This is a genomic window from Ruegeria sp. O4 (genome assembly GCF_056535125.1).
In genome coordinates, this window is the sequence record NZ_JBQERO010000007.1 from 33734 (window position 1) to 54077 (window position 20344).

16 protein-coding genes are annotated in these 20344 nt (G+C 54.3%); 13 read left to right on the plus strand and 3 right to left on the minus strand.

The window, feature by feature from the left end; genetic code table 11:
• The first annotated feature begins 63 nt into the window (after positions 1 to 63).
• Positions 64 to 1917: a caspase family protein gene (locus ACR0J7_RS10340; protein WP_480899793.1), complete on the plus strand. Its 1854-nt coding sequence runs from the start codon at positions 64 to 66 to the stop codon at positions 1915 to 1917.
• 25 nt (positions 1918 to 1942) lie between these two features.
• Here ACR0J7_RS10340 and ACR0J7_RS10345 read toward each other — a convergent pair whose 3' ends face one another.
• Positions 1943 to 3757: a CHASE2 domain-containing protein gene (locus ACR0J7_RS10345; RefSeq protein ID WP_480914131.1), complete on the minus strand. Its 1815-nt coding sequence runs from the start codon at positions 3755 to 3757 to the stop codon at positions 1943 to 1945.
• Between the two features lie 98 nt (positions 3758 to 3855).
• A complete protein-coding gene (locus ACR0J7_RS10350; RefSeq protein WP_480914134.1) occupies positions 3856 to 4506 on the minus strand; it encodes a DUF928 domain-containing protein in 651 nt (216 codons plus the stop codon).
• 237 nt (positions 4507 to 4743) lie between these two features.
• Here ACR0J7_RS10350 and ACR0J7_RS10355 point away from each other — a divergent pair, with 237 nt between their 5' ends.
• Positions 4744 to 6504, plus strand: a complete 1761-nt coding sequence (locus ACR0J7_RS10355; RefSeq protein WP_480914137.1) for a caspase family protein — start codon at positions 4744 to 4746, stop codon at positions 6502 to 6504.
• Positions 6505 to 6638: 134 nt separating this feature from the next.
• Positions 6639 to 8336, plus strand: coding sequence for a caspase family protein (locus ACR0J7_RS10360; RefSeq protein ID WP_480483579.1), 1698 nt, complete (start codon positions 6639 to 6641; stop codon positions 8334 to 8336).
• A gap of 397 nt (positions 8337 to 8733) precedes the next feature.
• Here the strand turns inward: ACR0J7_RS10360 and ACR0J7_RS10365 are convergent, their stop codons facing one another.
• Positions 8734 to 9387 carry a GntR family transcriptional regulator gene (locus tag ACR0J7_RS10365; RefSeq protein ID WP_209506749.1) on the minus strand — a complete coding sequence of 218 codons (654 nt, stop codon included), beginning with the start codon at positions 9385 to 9387 and terminating at the stop codon, positions 8734 to 8736.
• 208 nt (positions 9388 to 9595) lie between these two features.
• On the opposite strand from ACR0J7_RS10365, the gene ACR0J7_RS10370 reads away from it, so the two are divergent.
• From ACR0J7_RS10370 to ACR0J7_RS10415, 10 genes are all read left to right on the plus strand, one after another.
• Complete coding sequence (locus tag ACR0J7_RS10370) at positions 9596 to 10678, plus strand: Gfo/Idh/MocA family protein (protein ID WP_480483578.1); 1083 nt, start codon at positions 9596 to 9598, stop codon at positions 10676 to 10678.
• A 100-nt stretch (positions 10679 to 10778) separates the two neighbouring features.
• On the plus strand, positions 10779 to 11789 hold the full coding sequence (locus tag ACR0J7_RS10375) for a sialic acid TRAP transporter substrate-binding protein SiaP (RefSeq protein ID WP_480483577.1): 1011 nt from the start codon (positions 10779 to 10781) through the stop codon (positions 11787 to 11789).
• 30 nt (positions 11790 to 11819) lie between these two features.
• Positions 11820 to 12395, plus strand: coding sequence for a TRAP transporter small permease (locus ACR0J7_RS10380; protein WP_480483576.1), 576 nt, complete (start codon positions 11820 to 11822; stop codon positions 12393 to 12395).
• Positions 12392 to 13687 carry a TRAP transporter large permease gene (locus ACR0J7_RS10385; protein ID WP_170753386.1) on the plus strand — a complete coding sequence of 432 codons (1296 nt, stop codon included), beginning with the start codon at positions 12392 to 12394 and terminating at the stop codon, positions 13685 to 13687. The genes ACR0J7_RS10380 and ACR0J7_RS10385 overlap by 4 nt, the downstream gene beginning before the upstream one ends.
• The gene (locus tag ACR0J7_RS10390) at positions 13687 to 15573 is read left to right on the plus strand and encodes a bifunctional sugar phosphate isomerase/epimerase/4-hydroxyphenylpyruvate dioxygenase family protein (protein WP_480914140.1); all 1887 of its coding nucleotides are present in this window, start codon (positions 13687 to 13689) and stop codon (positions 15571 to 15573) included. Before ACR0J7_RS10385 ends, ACR0J7_RS10390 begins: the two co-directional genes overlap by 1 nt.
• On the plus strand, positions 15503 to 16447 hold the full coding sequence (locus ACR0J7_RS10395) for a shikimate dehydrogenase (RefSeq protein WP_480492853.1): 945 nt from the start codon (positions 15503 to 15505) through the stop codon (positions 16445 to 16447). Before ACR0J7_RS10390 ends, ACR0J7_RS10395 begins: the two co-directional genes overlap by 71 nt.
• Positions 16444 to 17259 carry a citryl-CoA lyase gene (locus ACR0J7_RS10400; protein ID WP_480487955.1) on the plus strand — a complete coding sequence of 272 codons (816 nt, stop codon included), beginning with the start codon at positions 16444 to 16446 and terminating at the stop codon, positions 17257 to 17259. Before ACR0J7_RS10395 ends, ACR0J7_RS10400 begins: the two co-directional genes overlap by 4 nt.
• The gene (locus tag ACR0J7_RS10405; RefSeq protein ID WP_480773851.1) at positions 17249 to 18418 is read left to right on the plus strand and encodes a Gfo/Idh/MocA family protein; all 1170 of its coding nucleotides are present in this window, start codon (positions 17249 to 17251) and stop codon (positions 18416 to 18418) included. Before ACR0J7_RS10400 ends, ACR0J7_RS10405 begins: the two co-directional genes overlap by 11 nt.
• 7 nt (positions 18419 to 18425) lie before the next feature.
• Positions 18426 to 19100 carry a hypothetical protein gene (locus tag ACR0J7_RS10410; protein ID WP_480914143.1) on the plus strand — a complete coding sequence of 225 codons (675 nt, stop codon included), beginning with the start codon at positions 18426 to 18428 and terminating at the stop codon, positions 19098 to 19100.
• On the plus strand, positions 19093 to 20283 hold the full coding sequence (locus ACR0J7_RS10415) for a Gfo/Idh/MocA family protein (protein ID WP_480520412.1): 1191 nt from the start codon (positions 19093 to 19095) through the stop codon (positions 20281 to 20283). Before ACR0J7_RS10410 ends, ACR0J7_RS10415 begins: the two co-directional genes overlap by 8 nt.
• Positions 20284 to 20344 lie beyond the last annotated feature (61 nt).

Consider the following 20344-nt stretch of genomic DNA (forward strand, 5'->3'; position numbering starts at 1 on the left):
GGTTCATACGAAAAAGTTGGCGGCACACCTGGCAAATTCTTTGTAGCCTTATCGCGATTCGATGTGGATTATGTTAAAGTAACTGCGGCTTTCGTGGACGAAGTTATTATGCTAGTACACCTTGTTTTTCTAGGTTTTTTGCGGCTTAGGTCTAGCCTCATCGCTATTGTGATGTTCGGACCTGCTATTGTACTGGCGGACGTATCTGATGTCAGACGTACGGCGCTTGTCATAGGAAATTCGCAGTATGAGTACGTTTCGAATATTCCGAACTCGGCAAATGACGCCCGGGATATAGCAGCAGCGCTTGGTCGGATAAGTTTTAATGTGACCGAATTATACGATCTCGACTATCGCCAAATGCGGCTGGCCCTTCGGGATTTTTCCGACAAGGCTGCGACGGCCGACGTGGTATTGGTCTATTTTGCGGGTCATGGCATCGAAATAGACAACACTAATTACCTGATTCCCACCAACGCGGAACTCAAAAGCGACAAGGATGTGGAATTCGAGGCTATACGGCTGGACTCGGTACTAAATTCGGTATCGACGGCGAAAGGTCTCAAACTTGTTCTTATTGACGCCTGCCGAAACAATCCGTTCCTTTCTGATATGGAGCGCACAACCGCGACGCGGTCGATCGGGCGCGGATTGAGCAGTATTGACCCCGGAGGTGTTCTGGTCGGCTATTCTGCACGCGGTGGAACTTTGGCTTTGGATGGAAAAGGTCGCAACAGCCCATATGCCGAAGCGCTGCTTGAACATATTGAGGTTCCCGGGCTGGAACTTGGGAAATTGTTTCGCAAAGTCCGGGATTCAGTCTTTAAACTTACCGATGGGTACCAAGAGCCCTTCACTTATGGCTCATTGCCAGGGCGGGATATTTTCCTTGTCCCTGCAGCGGCCAAGGTGCCTTCCATTTTAAAAGAAACGCCTGCGCCTGTTGCCGAGTCCTCGCCTGAAGATGAGCGTGAAAAATCTGCCCAACGCGTTCTGCGCGAAGCGTTAAAGTTGGATGATCAAACGGTCAAGTTGGGCGCTTTGAAGATGATCGCGCAGCTCTATCCAAATACACGCGCTGGTCAATATGCGGCTGACGTAGCCGATGTGCTCAGCCGTTCACAACCGATTAAGAACAACGCCAGCGTGCCTACAGAGTCTGCTGCCGCGTCCCAAAGCCCGATCAACACGACGAACCAGGAAAACGTCGCGGGGCAACAACCAGATCCAGCCCTTGTGGCAGAAAAGGATCTTAATCTCAGCCAAAACGACTATCGCAACATTCAACGTGGTCTGAATTTCCTAGGGTATTCAGCCGGGCCTGTTGATGGGATATTCGGTACGCGCTCTCGTGCGGCACTAAAGCAATTTCAGAGCAAAAGCGGTTCGACCAGAACGGGGTATCTGACAGCGCAAAGCCTTGCTGTGTTAAAGAACGTCGCAAAGCCGCCACCCTCGGCGCACAGCGAGGAACAAACGAGCGGCGAAACGCTTGCTGCCTTGCCGAAGACGACCCAAACCGGCGCAGTAGCGAACAGCTACCATGGGGATTACTCAATCGTGGTCAGAAGACGACCCAATCCAAACTACAATGACCCTGAGCTTGCTAAGGATCGGCCCAAAATAGTGTTGCAGATGGTGTACCGGAAGTCGTCCGCCGGGTTTCAGATGATCAGCGCTCAGGATCTGACGGAAGGTGGTGAAAATCGACCAAAACGATTTCGCGCATCGTTATCAGAAAAGGGGCGGTTGCGTATTTCGGGAAATACAGGGTACCTGTTTGGTAAAGTAAGAATTGTCCCCTTCTCGATTACTCAGAGAATTCCTGCAGACTTTTCCAAGGGGCAAACCCTCCACTCCAACCAAGGCCAGTTCGACAAAGCCTTTTTCATGGATGTGACGATAACAAAACGTTGAAACTCACAACACGAAGTATTCGCAGCTACTCGGGTACGCGCCTGTTGAGTTCAACTACTTGAATTTCTGTCTCGCCATCATCGTGAATGAAACTCGCAGCCACTGGCCATCGTCGTTCAGCGTCCACAGTTTTTGCCGTCGCCATGGTCATATAAATGGGACGAAACCCATCGGCATCCGGTGCTAGGGTCTTGATCCAGCTTTCCAGGCGTGCAGCGACATTTATCGTATCACCGATGACGTTATAATGCATGGATCCGCTGACACCCAGTGTGCCACCGATTGCTTCTCCGCTGTTCAGCGCAATCCGTAGCTTGTATGCACGTTGATTTCGAAAAGTGTTATTAAGTGATGCCACGGCTTCGCGCATGGCGTTGGCACAACGTAGTCCGGCCTGCGCGTCCGATTGCCTTTGCTCGCGTGTTTCGCTTGGAATTGGCGCGCCAAACACAACCAGTATGCCGTCTCCTGTATATTTCTCGACAAACCCACCATGCGCGCGAGCGATTTCACCCAGCCGATCAAGAATTCGCGCGATCCACGTCATAAACTCGTCTGCATCCATCGCATTCCCGGCGAGGGTCGACCCTTCAATATCCGCAAGCAGCGCCGTTACATACAGCTGTCGAGATCGGGGCTTTCCACCCGACATTAGATTTTTGCGCTGCTTCCAGATCTCAGCTGACAACTCTTCGGACAGATGAGATGAAAAAACCTGTGCGATCGCGCGTCTTTGGTTGCGCGAAAAGCCTGAGATGATCCCAAAGCCGAAAAGAAACCCGAAAGTCCAGCCCAGCAGAGAAGGCGCGACAGGCATTAACAACGCGAACTGTTGAAACATGGACAACGTAATCGTTAGCAGGACGCCACCTATCCCGGCCAGCAACACCGCATTGCCGGTGACCCTGACGAAAACAGACACGCAGGCACCTAAGAAGACCGAAGCGAGGATGATGAACGCAGGGAACTGACCGTCCAAAGCGCGCAGCGGAGAGGCTTGGCCGTTGAAGTAGTCAATCAACTGTTGAACGATGGCGGCATGAATTTCGGCACCAAAGGTAAAATCTGACCCGGTTGATCGGTTGAGTGGTGTTGAAAAGTAATCTTTTACGGAATGACTGGTAACGCCGATTATCACGGCATTTCCCTCAAAGCGATCCAGCCCAGTTTGAGTCAGAATCTCTGCGGCGGGAACACTGCGCGTGATCGGCAATGCATTTTTGTAATCAATGACGATTTGATAGCCTGACGTATCCACGTTGCGGAACAGGTTTGCACCCGGGGCCAAGGATTTTACAACTGTATCGCCAAACATCAAATAGCGTGGATTGTCGGGAGCGCTTTTCAATGCGGGTTGCCCGGTATGGGTCGCGGCCAGATGCATAGGCAGTGACAGGGAAATACCATCGTGCGTGTTTACTAACAACAAGGCGCGTCGGGCAACGCCATCAGGGTCAATTGGAATATCAGCGAACCCAGTGTGCGTGCCCGGCGGCGCTGAAATGCCAGCAGTCTCGCTATCCTGCAATTTCGAGATCACGAAAACTCTGGGATCGCTCAGCACCTCAAGTAAGAGGTCCCGACCTTCACCTGCCGGAACGTCCCTATAAATGTCGACGCCCACCGTAGTTGCACCAGAGGCGAGCAAGGTGTTTACAATCTGTGCCAATTGCCGATCGGGGACCGGCCAACCCCATTCGCTCAAATCTCGGTCGGTGATGGCAACCAGATAAACGTCTGCTATAGGTTCATCCGCCGCAAAGGCCGATATTGTCCAATCGTATTGGAGAAGCTCAAGTGACTCGAGCATGCCTTTTTTCCGGAGTTCGACCAGAGGCATGCCGACAATCAGTGTAATGACACAGACCAGAACCCAGCGTTGCCAAACCGGCATGAGCGATGACGTTCTCTGCCATGCATGCTTTTGACGCTTCGATGTCACTGACCTACGCCAGCTGAGTTCAGCAATTGTTCGAGTTCGGCTGGGTTCGTCGCCTGCACACGGCCGCTGAGGCCTATATCCACAAGTTCAGAGAGCGCATCGAACCACAGACCAGCTGCGGCCGGGGTGTCGGATCTAAATTCTTCCGGCAAACGCTCGATCAATCCTGATGTTCGTTCGACCACCGCGTCGGTGTTTGGATCGAGCAACTCGAGTTGCAAAAGATAAACTCGGTCGGTGTCCAGCAGAATATTTGACCTACTGAGGTCCAGACCATAATCGCCGGGTGGGAAAGGGCCACTGATGTGTAACTCTATTGCAGTCATCCCGGATGGGCCCAGTTTGACGATTACATTTCCTCGATGGCCCCGAGTTAGCCGCCAGATCAACGGCGGAAAGGCTTGAGTTGTTAGCCCACCGTCTGCTGGAACCAGTAGCAATAGGTCAGAAGCGGCATCCGAAGGTATATTCCGGGTGCCTGCGCCCATTCGATCCTTTGGCGTACCTATTTTGGGAGGAACAAACACAATTTCTGCGGACGTGTCAGTGTTTTTCTCATCGCCGGAAGCCAGCGCAAAACCGTTGAGAAACAGGCCTGCAGCCAGTACGAAGACAAAAACAGCTATTGATACCCAATTCCACGACACAAGACGCCTCTCGAAGAAAACTGCAAGTGTATCCGCTTTTTGAAGGTTTAGCGTAGGCTTGAAACTACGTTGAGTCCAGTTCCTGCTCTGTCTCGCTTCAGCTGATCCTAAGCTCGGTGGTCAGGCAATTTTATGCTAAAATAAGGATCTGTTCGGTTCAGAGTCGAGTCTGTGCTCATGGTTCCTGAAAGCAAATGGCGAAGCGGCGCCTCGTGTTTGTTGGTGGTTTGTTTGCTCTTGATCTTGCCGCTTGCGGCAGAGGCTAAGGGCAAGCGCGTCGCTCTTGTAATAGGTAACTCCGCCTATCAATACGTCCCGGACCTGCGCAATCCGGCCAATGATGCTGAGGACATATCTAAGGCGTTACAGCGCATTGGGTTTGAGGTTACACAGCATCAAAACCTGAGTTACACAGATATGCGCATTGCATTGCGCGACTTTGCCGAAGCCGCAGCCGATGCGGAAGTGGCGCTTGCGTATTTCGCGGGCCACGGAATCGAAATTGAGAACACAAACTATCTGATACCCGTGAATGCCGCGCTAAAAAGTGATCGGGATGTAGAATTTGAAGCCATTCGTCTGGACGCTATCGTGAATGCCATTGCTGGCTCGTCGGCTCTAAGTATCGTGATTGTTGACGCATGCCGAAACAACCCGTTTTTGGCCCAGATGAAAAAGGCCTCGAGCACTCGTTCAATCGGGCGCGGTCTGGCCGCGGTTGAACCAAGAGGAGTCGTGGTCGGATACGCGGCCCGAGGTGGGACTCTGGCGCAGGATGGCGACGGCCGGAACAGCCCTTACGCGCAGGCGTTTCTGGAACATGTTGAAGAACCGGGAGTGGAACTTGGTAAACTGTTCCGCAAGGTGCGCGACCGCGTGGTCGCACTGACCGACGGGTATCAGGAGCCTTTTGTCTATGGCTCACTACCGGGCGAGGACATATTTTTGGTCCCCAAGGTAGAACAGGCTGCATTACCCTTCCCTGACCTTCAGGAGTCTGACGAACCAGTCTTGCAGCCGCAGGTAACTCAGAAAAACGCGCTGGCCGCAGCTATGAAGGTGAACACAGTCAGGGGGTGGGATTTGGTCGCCAGATCCTATCGCGCTGCAACGTTATCCGAGCCCGAAATACTGAAGCGGATGGCCCAGATCACACCTGCCTGGACCAGAAAAAGCGGGCGGCTCGATGAGATAGAAGCCGCGCTCTTGCCGGGCCCTGCTCAGAAGAAGGAAGTACAACAAAGTCTTAACAACTCAGGCTTCGACGTCGGTACACCTGACGGAGTTTTCGGACCGCGGACCCGATCAGGCATCAAGGCGCTTCAGGCCAACGTCGGGTTAGAACCAACCGGATATGCCGATCTTGCTGTCCTGTCCGGCTTGGGGATCAGACCGCTGGCGGATGATGGCGCGAGTTTTATCAGCAATCCCTTTGCTGTCCGACAGGATATATCCGAGCTGGAAGTGTTAGGTGAATCCGAAGAGGTCACGCAAATTCTTGGCTGTTTGGGCCTGCGTAAAAGCGTCTATGGTACGTTTCGCGGAAACCTATATATTGCGCTGGTTTATTCAGGCAGTGTGCAGAGTGCGCGCAGCGAGGCGCAAAAATGTGGCTTGGATTTGGCCGCAATAACATCGGCTGCAGAGAATGCGTTCATCGTCCGGATGATTTCAAGTGACCCGGCTTTCTTTGAATTGGGATACGACAGCAAAACGAAAATCAGCTACAAGGCCGGACCCTATTTCGGGTTCAGAAAGGACCCCAAAGAAGACGGTGCCATCATCGGATGGCGATGGTTCAGCGGAGAACCCGTGAGCTACACCAACTGGTTGCCATCCAAGCCAAACAAAACCCACGGCAAAGGCAGAAAATCATTTGCCCAATTTCAGTACGAAGCGCGAGGACGGCGCGACCTTGACGATGTGACCCCAACAAAATGGTTCGATGGCTCTGGATGGAATGCGCGTTCCGTGGTCTTGGAAGCTTCTCTGAAATAACGCGCTCTGCCCAAAGGGTTTCAGCGAAGCTATGTTTTTTATGAGGATACGCTGGCAATCGGATCGGCATATTCGATTCAATCAGGTTATGTGGTAATGTTCAGGCGTCTCAACTTGTTCCGATCGGGGGCAGTTTGTTTAACAGTTCATTTCAATATCCTTTCAGGACATTCTTATGGCTGATAGGCTTTGCGATTTGGTTCTCGGTTTCGCATGTTGCGCACGCGGACACCAAACGGGTCGCATTGGTGATTGGAAATGCCGAGTATCAACATGTCGCCAATCTTCCAAATGCAGGCAATGATGCCTCGGATCTGGCCAAAGCCTTGCAACGGATCGGTTTCACGGTTTGGCACAATCAGAATCTAGATTACCGTGGTCTCCGCATTGCGTTGCGCGACTTTGGTCGAGCGGCGAAAGATGCGGATATGGCCATCATCTATTTTGCGGGTCACGGGATTGAGATCGAAAACACAAACTACCTTATTCCTGTAAACTCAGAACTGCGCAGCGATCAGGATATCGAATTTGAAGCGATACGGTTGGACTCCGTCATCAGTTCTTTGTCGGGTGCCGATGGGTTAAAGGTCGTTTTGATCGATGCGTGCCGGAACAACCCATTCCTGAGCACGATGGAAAGAAATGGCGGCACACGCTCCATCGGTCGCGGATTGGGTCGTATTGACCCCAGCGGAGTATTAGTAAGCTACGCAGCCAAGGGTGGAACGTTGGCTCTTGATGGAGAGGGGCGTAACAGCCCGTATGCCACAGCGCTGCTAAAGCACATCGAAGAGCCTGGGCTGGAACTAGGTAAAATGTTCCGCAAGGTCCGCGACACCGTATTTAAGTTGACAGATGGGTTTCAGGAACCTTTCACCTACGGTTCTTTACCGAGCCAAGATATCTACCTAGTTCCGGTGGCAGCGCCCATGCCGCCGGAAGCCAAGCGTGTCGGGTCTGACAACCGTGAAATCTACGCTGACTTTGAGTTGGCTCGTTCACTCGGAACGCTGGATGCAATTGAGTCCTTTCTAAACCGTTATCAGGAACAGAATGATCACTTTGCGGTAACGCTCGCCCTTTCGCTTCGGGATGATCTGCGTGAGAAGGCAAGGCAACAAGCTGCTCCTGACGACAACCCCAGAACGAACGAGACGGAAGTCGCCGTTGCGGCTCCGCCGGACAATCCGACTGAGGAAGCACAGACACGCAGCCTGGTCCGTGACATTCAGAGCGAATTGAACCGCGTCGGATGCAGTGCGGGCGCGGCGGACGGCGTTGCAGGTCCTCGCACTAGAGCGGCATATACCAGATACCGGAACGCCCGAAAAAACCTGGGGCTTCCGGCGGAAGGTCTGAACCAACAACAGACCCTTATTGCGCTTAAGAAAGAACCGGGTCGCGTTTGCAAGGAAGTTGCGGTTGCTGTAGGTTTAGACGGTGATTACGTCATCTCCATTCGGCGTAGATGGGATGATGACTATTGGCAGACTGCAACGCGCGGCGACGAATCCTACTACCCCGGAAAAATCGAACCACTCGCTTCATTGCGGATCAATCGGAAAGGCAGCAAAGTGACTCTGGTGTCCGCCCAAGCGTTTACCGGAGGCGGTCCGTGGTTCAAGGATTTCCAGGGGTCATTGGATGACAACGGTCAACTGAAACTCCGTTTCACCCTAAGCTCACATTTTGGTCCACCGGTGACGCCCTACAAGGTTCGAATTGATGTAAAATTGCCTCAAGGACTGCAACCCAACCGACGCCTCGTGTATGAGCCACGACGTATCGACGGTCAGTTTTTCCTGAATTTCCTGGTTAGACGTGCGAACTAGCTTCCAACGGAAATCCCAAGATGACGAGGGTCGACAAGAGCGGCATGAATACCAAGCTGCGTGCCGTTTGCGCCAAAGTTGCAGAGACCGATTTCCTCTACTACGAAGTCGGCCATCGGCTTGAGAGCCGTTGAAAATAGAATTTCCACTAAATCAACTGAAGTAGCTGCATGTTGTTGTAGAACTCCGTACCCTGCCATGAGGTCGGTGATATCGGAAGGTGGTGGGCGGGATCCCAGCGATCGGCAGCTATGCGGGCTGCACCACCAGCATTCGGCTTCGACGCCAAAGGTCCGGTATGGGGCGCTCACAAACTTCTCGATTTAGATGTGGAATCTTGAGGTATTCCCTGCCAAATCGACCTGAAGACGTCGAGGCACACAATCAGCATGCCGCCTTACATAGCCTCCAACGTATGGGCGAGGCCATTTCTGATGTGATCTTCCAACAGTTTCTTGGCTGTATCAGCGTCTTTGGCCAACGCGGCATCGAACATGCGTTTGTGTTCTTGGGCTGCAACCTCACCTCGGTAGGTCAGTACGAGCATCTGATAACGAAGGTACTTGTCATAAATGATTGAGTGAAGGGATAAGAGGTTCTTGGAATTACAGGCTGCAATCATCGCTTGATGAAACTCTGAATCGTACCTCTTCCAGGTTTCCTTTTCAGAGTCATCTCCCTTGAGAAGCCGTTGCTCCATCAAATGCAGCTTGTGATGCGCAGCGACCAGATTGCCTTCCCAGTCCGTGTCGCCATTCGCAATGGACAACTCCAACGCGTGGCATTCCAGCAGAACGCGCAGTTCTGAAATCTCGGTCAGGTCTTCTCGTGAAACTGGCGTGACCAGGAAACCCCGTTGCTCAGGAGCTTCGACAAATCCGTCGCTGGCGAGCCTGTTCAGCGTTTCACGAAGTGTCGAAAGGCTTGCCGAATAGCGTTCCTTCAAGGCGTCCAGCTTCAGTTTGGAGCCGGGCTGCAGCTCCCCGAAGATGATGTCCCGCTTGATGCGCTGATAGGTGCTTGCACCTATCGTAGACGGCTGTTTCGCCATGCGTTTCACCCGATATTTTTAGTTTCCTCGTTCAATTAGCATTTTTTTGAGACATCAGCAATCCAAACTGATGTATGGTATAAATAATAATATCATACATTATTGCGGAATCGCGAAAACCCCAATACGGTCGTGGCCAAATTGGGCAAGGCAGCCTGATCGCAATCAACGGTTTCGGGATTTTCCGGACCCTCCGGAAGGAAGCAAAGTGTCTAAGAACTTTCGCATTGCCATTGTCGGCATTGGTCTTGTTGGACGCCGCCACGCAGACGCTATCCGAGCGTTGCGCCATGTTGATCTCGTTGCGGTAGTCGACCCCAGTGATGAAGGTCGTGCTTACGCCGTTGAGCACGGGGTCGCATGTTACGAGACCCTCGAGAAAATGTTTGCAAATCAGACGCCAGACGGAGCTGTTCTTGCGACCCCGACCACGCTTCATGTTGAACAAGGCCTCACGTGTGTTCGACACGGTTGTCCTGTTCTTGTCGAAAAACCGATCGCCGTAGAAGCCACCGCTGCACTTGAGCTTGTTCAAGCTGCGGAGAAGGCCAATGTGCCACTGATGGTCGGTCATCATCGCAGACACAATCCTCTGATCAGGTCGGCTAAGGAAGCAATTGTCGATGGAAAGATTGGAAATGTGCGCGCTGTCCATGCGAATTGCTGGTTCTATAAGCCAGACGAGTATTTTGATACTGCGCCCTGGAGAAAGAAACCCGGTGCAGGGCCCATCTCGGTCAATCTTGTCCACGATGTGGATCTGCTGAGGTACCTGGCCGGAGAAGTTGTGACCGTACAGGCTCAGTCAGCTGCATCGCAGCGGGGCTACGACAACGAAGATGTTGCTGGTGCGCTGTTGACATTTGAAAGCGGGGCGATAGGGACCATAAGTGTGTCCGACAGCATCGTTGCTCCATGGAGCTGGGAGATGACGTCTCAGGAATATCCAATCTATCCTTCGACCACAGAGAGTAGCTATATGATCGGTGGCTCTCATGGTTCGTTGTCCGTTCCCGATCTTCGCCTGTGGAGTTACCAGAGTGAGCAACGGGACTGGTGGACGCCTATCTCATCGACCGCGCTGAAGAAGGGTGCGTCTGACCCTTTGGTCAATCAGCTCAGGCACTTTATTGAAGTAGCCCGGCACGAAGCAGTGCCGATTGTGTCTGGATGGGAAGGTTTCAGAACGCTTCAAGTTATTGAAGCTATTCAGAATTCTTGCAGAACAGGTGAAACGGTCAGGATCAAAAACTTACAAAAAACACCAATGGTAGATATGACAGTAGTATAAAATATCAGATATTTTGCAAAAAATCTTGCAAAATTTCCAAAATAGGGCAAAACTCTGAATCGCAAAAAAGAAGCATCATGATGTCTCAGGGAGGAGCAAAGTGATTACCAAACTTACCCGCCGGGCTGCTGTATCAGCCCTTGTTGCAACCGGTGTTCTGTTTGGCGCGACAAGCGGTGCGCTGGCGGAAGACAAAGTGCAACTTCGCCTCGCAACATCAGGATCGGAGACCGACCAGCGCTCGGTCGCTATGGCCGAGGTTTTCGCGCCGATGGTCGCTGATTTTGCAAGCTACGAGCCCAGCTATAATGGAACCATCTTTGCCCAAGGCACCGAGTTGGATGCCATCAGCCGGGGTAACCTGGAAATGTCGATCACCTCGGCGCAGGAACTGGCACAGTTCTTCCCCGAGTTTTCGATCTTTACCGCAGGTTATGTCCACCAGGACGCCGCGCATCAGGTGGCTGTCTTCAACGATCCCTTGATGGATGCCTTTAAGCAGAAGGCCGAAGAAGAATTAGGCGTCAAACTGCTGTCGGTCATGTATCTGGGCCGTCGTCAGGTGAACCTGCGCCAGCCCAAGGATGAGCTGACAGTCACGACACCCGCAGATTTGGAAGGCGTGAATCTGCGGATGCCGGGCACCGACGCATGGCAGTTCCTTGGCAAGGCGCTGGGTGCCGCGCCGACACCGATGGCCTTCTCCGAAGTCTATACCGCGCTGTCGACCGGTGCCGTTGACGGGCAGGATAACCCGTTGCCGACCGTCGTCGACGCCAAGTTCTATGAAGTGACCAATCAGATCGTCCTGACATCGCATCTGGTCGACCTGAACTATATCGCCATCGGCAAAGAGGTTTGGGACGGGCTGACACCGGAACAGCAAGCCAAGGTTCAGGAAGCTGCGGACGCAGCAGCTGAATCAGGCCGCCAGAAGCAGCTTCAGAAAGAAGAGGATCTTGTCAGCTTCCTGAAAGAGCAGGGCATGGAGATTTACGAACCCGATCTCGCTGCGTTCCGCGATCAGGTACAGTCTATGTATCTGGACAGCGAATTCGCTGGCTCATGGCCCGAAGGCGTTCTGGATCAGATCAACGCTCTGGGCAACTGAACCCAGTAAGACAGGGGAGGGAGAACCATAATGAAGGCCTTTATGAAGGGGTTCTCCCGACTGACCGAAGCGATTGCCGGCGGGATGCTGGCGGCAATCTTCCTTATCTTCCTTCTCCAAATTCTACTACGGTACTTCTTCACCCCAGCAGGCTGGACGCTGGAATTGATCGGCATTCTTTGGGTCTGGGTGATTTTCTTCAGCTGCGCTTTCATCGTGCGCGAACGGGATCACGTGAAGTTCGACATCATCTATCTTTCGGTGCCGATGCGCGTACGGCAGGTCTTTGCGATGCTGGCGGCCGCAGCGATCGTAGTCGGTATGCTCTACAGCTTCCTTCCGACGTGGGACTACATCGACTGGATGAAAATCCGCAAGACATCGACTGTCCGCAATCCGTTCTCCGGTGAGAAGATTCCGCTGCGCACAGTATTCTCGATTTACGCGGTATTCATGCTGGTCGTCGCAGCGCGCTACGCGTGGCTATTCTTCGACGTCATGCGCAATGGCCCACCAAAGACAGAGTTGGAACTGGTCGTTGGGTACAACGTGGTTGACGATCATCCCCGTGTCGACGTCGAAAAGGATGAGGAAGTTAAGAAATGAGTTTTGAACTTCTTTCCTGCCTGCTCGCTCTCTTTCTTCTGGCAGGCATCGGGACACCTATCGGCTATTCCATCCTCCTGGCCTCATTAGTGTACCTGGGCACGGCCGGACTGGACGTCGCCCTCGCGGGCGAGAAGATCCTGCAAGGTTTTTACAAAAGCACGATCCTGCTTGCCGTGCCTTTGTTCATCGTCGCCGCGAATATCATGAACGCTGGATCGATCACGGACCGTCTTTTGAACTTCTGCGTCGCTGCTGTCGGTCGTTTCAAGGGCGGCCTCGGGCACGTAAACGTGGTAGCGTCACTGATCTTTTCGGGTATGTCCGGCTCGGCCGTCGCGGATGCTGCTGGGATCGGGAAGATCATAATTGAAATGATGACCAAGGATGGCCGCTACAGCCGAGGCTACGCAGCTGCAATCACGGCGGCGTCGGCAACGATCGGCCCTATTATTCCGCCCTCTATCCCAATGGTTTTGTACGCGCTCGTGTCCAAGGCCTCCATCGGGTCGCTGTTCCTAGCCGGTATTCTGCCGGGCCTGATCATGGGCGTCGTCCTCATGGCGATGAACTATTATCTGGCCGGAAAGCGGAACTTTGCATTGGAAGAACCTGTTCCACTGCGCGAGTTGCCGGCTAAAACCGCCAACGCATTTCCGGCACTGCTGATGCCCGCAATCCTGCTCTACGGCATATATGGGGGCGTCACCACTCCGACTGAAGCTGCCGCCGTAGCTGCATTCTACGCCCTGCTACTGGCAGCGTTGTTCTACCGAGCGCTGACCTTCCGCGGCCTTTATCAGGTGTTCGTCGATAGCGCGCGCTCTTCCGCAGCCGTCGGGGTTGTCATTGGTGGCGCGTTCATTCTGAACTTCATCGTCATCCAGGAACAAATACCGCAGTCTATCTCGGCGCTGCTGGAGGGTTCCGATGTTAGCCCGATTGTGTTCCTGATCCTCGTAAACCTGCTGATCCTCGCGCTGGGATGCGTGTTAGACGCAACAACGATCATCCTAGTGATTGTGCCCCTGTTCATTCCAACCTGCGAGGCGCTTGGGATTGATCTGGTGCATTTCGGGGTGCTTGTCGTCGTGAACTCGATGATCGGTCTGATCACGCCGCCCTATGGCATTCTGCTCTTTGTGATCAACGCCGTGACGGACATTCCGCTACGCGAAATCATCTCGGAAATCTGGGCCTTCCTCGCGGTTCTTATCTTCGCCCTGGTGATCATGATACTGATGCCTGATTTGGTCCTGTGGTTGCCGCGTATGTTTGGATATCAGGGATAATGTGCCTCTCGGTTTCGACAACGTCGATCCCCGGTGATCTGGCCGAAAAACTAAGCACTATCGCTGACGCGGGATTCGGGGGTGTCGAATTACACGAACCGGACTTGACCGCTTTTGACGGGCCGCCATCGCAAATTCGGAACATTGCATCAGATCTCGGCCTGAAGATTTGCCTGCTGCAACCTTTCCATAACCTTGAAGGTCAGTCTGGCGGCGGACGGGAACGCGCCTTTGATCGACTGAAGCGCAAACTCGACCTGATGAGCGAGTTGGGTACGGATCTGCTGCTAATTGGGTCCGCATTCGAGGTCGATGCCGCTGCGACCGAAGAACAGGTAATCGCAGATCTTGGCGAGGCGGCCGAAATAGCAAAGGCAATGGGGTTGCGTCTGGCTTATATGGGCTTGCCATGGTCGGATATTATTCACTCGGATGAACAGGCGTTAGGCGTCGTTGAAGCTATCGACAGCCCTTATTTGGGGTTGGCCTTGAATTCCTTCTTCTCGCTTGCCGACGGGTCCAAACCAGCCCGCCTTCGGGACATTCCCGGAGATCGGCTGTTCCATGTGCAGCTATCCGATGCACCCCGACTTGAGATGGATATTCGCAGGCTCAAACGGCACTTTGGGCTTCTGCCGGGGCTTGGGTCGCTGAACCTTGCGGGCTTTGTGCGGGTGTTGTCCCGCGCTGGGTACAAGGGGCCTTGGTCTATTGCGCGTGTCAATGAAGCAGCTCCTCAACCCGGTGGCCTGACACTGGCCCGAGACAGCTACAGGTCGCTGGTGAACCTGTTAGATGAGGTTTCCCGGACCGAACCGGGAACAGATTTCGGCATCCCGGACCTGCCGGAACGCGTCTATGCGTCAGGCTTCGAATTCGTCGAATTTACAGCCGACGAAACAAGCGGCGCGCAGCTGGCAGATATGCTGTCAGCAATGTGTTTTCGAATGGAGCGAAAACACGTAACCAAGTCCGTCGAGCTGTGGCGGCAGGGCGCGATAAACATCGTTGTAAATACCGAAAAGGAAGGTTTCGCCCATTCGGCGTTCCTGGGTCACGGCCCCTCCGTGTGTGACATGGGGTTGCGTGTCAAAGATGCGGATCAGACGGTTCAGCGAGCGACCGCGTTGGGCGCGCCGAATTTCTCACAGCCGGTAGGGACTGGGGAACTGGACATCCCGGCCATCCGAGGTGTTGGTGGCAATGTTGTCCATTTCATAGATGAGAAATCCGATCTGCATCGGGTTTGGGACATCGAGTTCGAGCCAGTCGCCAAGACCAAAGCGATCCAGCCTGCTGGTCTGCGCCGCATCGACCATCTGGCGCAGACGATGCGTAACGATGAGATGCAAAGCTGGCTGCTCTATTACATTTCGACTTTTGAGATGGCAAAATCTCCGATCGTGAACGTTGCCGACCCTTCAGGTGTTGTGCAAAGCCAAGCCATCGAGAGCCCCGAGGGCGAAGTGCGTTTAAACCTGAATGGTGCAGTTGGGCGTCGAACACTGGCGGCTTCATTCCTTGAAGACGGTTTTGGTGCCGGTGTTCAGCACATAGCCTTCCAGTCGGACGACATATTTGAAACCTCAGCCCAATTGCGGAAGTCCGGCTTTCCCAGCCTGTCCATCCCAGAAAACTACTACGCTGATCTGCAAGCGACATTCGGGTTAAGTGAAGACCTGATCGCCCAAATGCGCAGGGATAACATTCTCTACGACCGCGCAGCGGGTTCCGAGTATTTTCAGATCTACAGCCGACCTATCTTTAACGGCTTCTTCTTTGAAATTGTTGAGCGCCGATCTGGCTATTCCGGCTATGGCGCGCGCAATGCTGCGTTCCGATTGGCGGCCCAAGCGCGACACCACATGGCGGAAGGAACAACCTGAAATGAAGGCGGCACTAATCGGCCAAGGTATTGCTGGCTCCATGACGCCTGAGATGCACGAGGCAGAAGGTCGGGCGCAGGGTATCGATCTGAGCTACGGTAGGATCGACACTGCAAAAGAGCCATTTCGTGGAATGTCGGTCGCTGATTTACTGCATTATTCCGTTGAATTAGGCTGCGCGGCGGTCAACGTGACGCATCCCTACAAAGCATCAGTCATTGATCATCTTGATGAGCTTTCCAAGACTGCTGAGGAGCTTCAAGCTGTCAACGCGGTGGTTTTTTGTGACGACCGAATGGTTGGCCACAACACCGACTACATAGGTTTCCACAGTGCCTTCGGAGATTCTTTGGGATCATCGAAGACTGAAACGGTTCTCATGTTTGGTGCTGGTGGCGCGGGCAGTGCAGTCTCTTTGGCTTTGCTTGATTCAGGTGTTCGAGACCTGGAGATTATTGATCCTGACCTCCGCCGAGCGCAGGCGCTGGTCAGTCGACTAGAGGTCTTGCGCCCTTACGCAAAGATTCAGGGTTCCCCTTCGATTTCGTTGGATCGGATCGAACTTGTGGACGGAGTGGTCAACGCAACACCACTTGGAATGGACAAGTACCCCGGAACAGTCATTGAACCATCCCTGTTGCGGCCCGATGCATGGGTGGCAGACATCGTATATTTCCCGCTTGAGACACACCTACTGAGCAGGGCCCGCGCAACTGGGTTGAAAGTGATGAATGGTGCTGGAATGGCGGTTCATCAGGCTGCAGCGTCTTTTGAAATCTTCACCGGCTGCACCGCCTCAATCAGTCGCCTTCAAAACGTTTTCGATTCACTTCGTCAGCAGCGCATGCGCGAGTTTAGAGGTGCAACGGTATGACAAACGACGAACAAGCAATCCGCCAATGGTGGCGCACATCCATCATTGACATGAAACCCGGCAAGATCGCGTTTCGTGGCAACGCAATAGAGGATCTGATCGGGAACGTTTCTTTCCCGCAGATGATCTGGCTGATGGTGCGGGGCGATCTGCCCAGCGACGCACAAGCGCGTCTGTTCGAAGCCGCTTTGGTCGCAGGCGTGGATCACGGCCCACAGGCCCCCTCAATCGCGGCGGCGCGCATGGCTGCCACCTGCGGGGTAGGTCTCAATAATGCGATGGCGACTGCGGTGAACATGCTGGGCGATGTGCATGGCGGAGCAGGCGAACAATGCGCCGAGCTGTACTATGATATCTCGGAACGCGTGAATGCTGGGGCATCGCTGATTAATGCTGTTCAGGACGGTCTGGACAGCTGGCGCGAGACGTACGGCAAGATCGTCTCGGGCTTTGGCCACCGTTTTCACAAGCCCGTCGACCCGCGCGCGCCCCGGCTGATGCAACTTGTTCGTGATGCGGCAGATGAAGGCACTGTTTCGGGTCGCTTTGCTGATATCGGAGAAGAGGTTCAGGCTGAACTCGGCCGTCAACGCGGCGGTCGGCCAATTGCCATGAATATTGACGGCGCGACAGCTGTGATCTTCTGCGAACTTGGCTTTCCCGCGCCCTTGTCGCGGGGGTTGTTCTGCCTATCCCGCTCGGTCGGAATACTCGCCCACGCTTGGGAGCAGATGAACCAGGGTGGCCGCAACAAAGGGCCCATGCCCCCGAATTACTTACCTCTCTACGAAGACAGGAATGATGACACGTGAGACATCGAAATCCTTCCGGGTCGGCCTTATCGGTTGTGGTCGTATCAGCGATATCTATCTAAAAACGCTATCCAAATTCTCAAACGTCGAGGTCGTGGCTTGTGCAAGCCTTGATCCTTCGGAAAGCCGCGCCAAAGCAGATCAATACGGTGTCGCCCAGGCCTGCACACCAGATGAAGTGTTTGACGATCCGACGATTGACTGCGTTCTGAATCTGACAATTCCGGCGGCGCATGCGGAAATCAGTTTGCGCGCGTTGGAGGCCGGCAAGCACGTCTATTCCGAGAAGCCGCTGGTTATGAATCGAACGGACGGAAAGGCGATCCTGCACACTGCCACTGAAAAGGGGCTACTGGTCGGTTGCGCACCCGACACGTTTCTGGGCGGTCGTTGGCAGACCGTTCGGCGCTTGATCGATGAAGGCGCTATCGGGAAACCAACAGGGATTTTTGCCCATGTCGGGACCCACGGGACGGAGCGCCACCATCCCAACCCGGATTTCTACTATAAGGCGGGTGGTGGGCCAATGCTGGACCTTGGGCCGTACTACCTGACCGCCATGATCTACTGCCTTGGACCCGTTGACCGGGTTGCCGGAATGGCTCGGCGCACGTTTGACAAAAGGATGATCGAAAACGGCCCTCGCAACGGCGAATGGATGAATGTCGAGGTGGACACGCACTCCCTAAGCCTGCTGCAGTTCTCTTCCGGAGCAATAGGGTCGATGACCATGAGCTTCGACGTCTGGGACAGCGAAACTCCGCGGTTCGAGATCTATGGTGAAAACGGAACCATCAGCATCCCTGACCCTGACCCGGTTCATGGCGCCAACATCTTTCAGGGAGATGTCTGGCTGAAAACACGCGAAACCTCGCGTTGGTCGCATCAGCCCCGCCCAACCGGTCGCGAGGACTGGCAGGTGGTAGAAAACAAACACGGCTTCAACGAAGACAGCCGCGGTCTCGGCCTTTTGGACCTCGCCCTGGCGGCACAAGAAGGACGCCAACCCCGTGCAAGTGGAGCGCTTGCTTACCACGTTTTCGAGGTCATGGACGCAATTGAACGGGCGCCAAAATTCGGCGCCTATCAGACGATAGAAAGCCGTTGCGCGGCTCCGGAGCCTTTGCCGGTCGATTTCCTTAACGATGAGAGGAAGTAGCTGGTCCATGCCGATTGAGACACTCGACTTTGCCCAGCCATTCTTTGGCGTCCAGCACATAACTGACGAGCGCAGAATTTCTATCGAGGGTCGCGCCATCGTCCTTAACCTTGGGGGGCGAAATCTCTCTGTCGATGATCAGCCCATTGCACCGCTTTCCTCTGTGATCGTGCAAGACAGCACGCTTACCGGCGTGGAACGTGCAGTCATTGTCCACGGTTTCGACGCCCATTCCAATGACAACGAGTTGTTCGCATGGGTGAAAGATACATGGCCATCTGCTTTCGATGTTCGCCAAGAGGAGCGTCTGCGTGGCGTCAGCCACTACATGTCGCCGAAGGTCTTCGTGGGTAACGTTGGACTGACCATGTACCATTCCGGCTCGGTCCCTTTGAATGTCGGATTGCATAAGGATCATCCGTTCTGCCCGGTACCAGGGTTTCGCGAAGTGCATACGCAGATCGTTGGCTTCGGCAAAATGCAGCAATGTCGCGAACGGGATGTCGAGACCCTGTATCTCGAAGAATTCATGGCCCCGGGCACGACGCACAAGCCGATGTATGACACCGAAGGCAACTATCCCTGGCATCAATACGAGACGATTACCCCCAGCATCTTCATGGCGGTGGAAATCCTGCCCGAGGGCGCACGGGTCCCGGAAATGGAGGTTCAGAATGGCTGAGAGACTTCTGCCCGAAAACCTGAATTTTGACGGTCCTTTCCCCCGGTTGTCGCGCCGTTTGCGCCTGGGCGTTGTTGGCGGAGGGCGGATATCTGTCACGCAAGCAACGGCCGCGCGGATGACCGACCGGTGGGAGGTCGCCGCAGGTGCGCTCAGTTCTGACGCCGCGCGCAGCAAGGCGCGCGGGGCCGAGTGGTTTCTGCCGGCAGACCGGTGCTATGCGTCGTTCGAGGAGATGGCGCAGGCTGAGGCAGCGCGTCCGGATGGCGTGGATGCCGTGATGATCACCACTCCGAACCACGTTCATTTCGACGCGGCCAAAGCGTTTCTGGAGGCGGGCATTGACGTGCTGTGCGACAAGCCCCTGACCAATGAAGTCGCCGAGGCCGAGGGGCTTGAGGAGATCACCGCGCGCACCGGGCAGGTCTTTGCCGTCGGCTATGCGATGTCGTGCTTTCCGGTAATCCGGCAGGCGAAACAGATCGTGGCCGATGGCGGTATCGGCAAGATCAACCAGATCCATGTTGAGTTCATGCAAGACTGGATGACGCCCGAAGATGTGGCCGATGCGCCTCATGTAAAGTGGCGGCTGGATCCCAAGATTTCAGGCCCGACCAGTTGTGTCGGCGATATCGGCACCCATGCCGCGCATCTCGCCAGTTTTGTCTCGGGCCTGCCGATGACCGACCTGCGGGCCGAGTTCCACGTCTGCGGCGCGTCAAAGCCTTTGGAAGACACGGTATTCATGTTCACCAGCTATCAAAACGAGGTTCCGGGAACCCTGATGGCAACGCGCCTTGCCCCCGGAAACCGGGGCGGGTTGCGGTTGCGCATATTCGGGAGCGAAGGAGGTCTCGAGTGGGATTTGGAGAAGTCCGAGCAGCTGAAGTTCAATCGGTTTGGTGAACCGGATCGTATTATCAGCCGAGGTCACGGGCATGGCATCGGCCCCGGTGCAGAACGACTGATCCGTACCGCACGGGGTTTTCCGGAGGGGATTATCGAAGCCTGGGCCAACTTATATACGGAATTTGCCATGGGGGTGGCTGCCCGCCGGGATGGTGTCCCGGTTCCGGCTGATTGGCTTACTTATCCCAGTGTCGATCAAGGTGCAGACGGCGTGCGTTTCATTGGTGCCTCGGTCCGGTCACACCAATCCGGCGGTGATTGGGTCACAGTTTAAAACATAAATCCGAGCAGTTGGAAAACGCCCGTGGCATCGCCCGGGCGTTTCTATTTTCAGA

Excerpts from the sequence above, each read along its gene's own strand:
- ACR0J7_RS10345 (WP_480914131.1), bottom strand. The coding sequence starts at position 3,757 with ATGCCTCTGGTCGAACTCCGGAAAAAAGGCATGCTCGAGTCACTTGAG.
- ACR0J7_RS10365 (WP_209506749.1), bottom strand. The coding sequence starts at position 9,387 with ATGGCGAAACAGCCGTCTACGATAGGTGCAAGCACCTATCAGCGCATC.
- ACR0J7_RS10380 (WP_480483576.1), top strand. The coding sequence starts at position 11,820 with ATGAAGGCCTTTATGAAGGGGTTCTCCCGACTGACCGAAGCGATTGCC.
- ACR0J7_RS10385 (WP_170753386.1), top strand. The coding sequence starts at position 12,392 with ATGAGTTTTGAACTTCTTTCCTGCCTGCTCGCTCTCTTTCTTCTGGCA.
- ACR0J7_RS10390 (WP_480914140.1), top strand. The coding sequence starts at position 13,687 with ATGTGCCTCTCGGTTTCGACAACGTCGATCCCCGGTGATCTGGCCGAA.
- ACR0J7_RS10395 (WP_480492853.1), top strand. The coding sequence starts at position 15,503 with ATGGCGCGCGCAATGCTGCGTTCCGATTGGCGGCCCAAGCGCGACACC.
- ACR0J7_RS10400 (WP_480487955.1), top strand. The coding sequence starts at position 16,444 with ATGACAAACGACGAACAAGCAATCCGCCAATGGTGGCGCACATCCATC.
- ACR0J7_RS10405 (WP_480773851.1), top strand. The coding sequence starts at position 17,249 with ATGACACGTGAGACATCGAAATCCTTCCGGGTCGGCCTTATCGGTTGT.
- ACR0J7_RS10410 (WP_480914143.1), top strand. The coding sequence starts at position 18,426 with ATGCCGATTGAGACACTCGACTTTGCCCAGCCATTCTTTGGCGTCCAG.
- ACR0J7_RS10415 (WP_480520412.1), top strand. The coding sequence starts at position 19,093 with ATGGCTGAGAGACTTCTGCCCGAAAACCTGAATTTTGACGGTCCTTTC.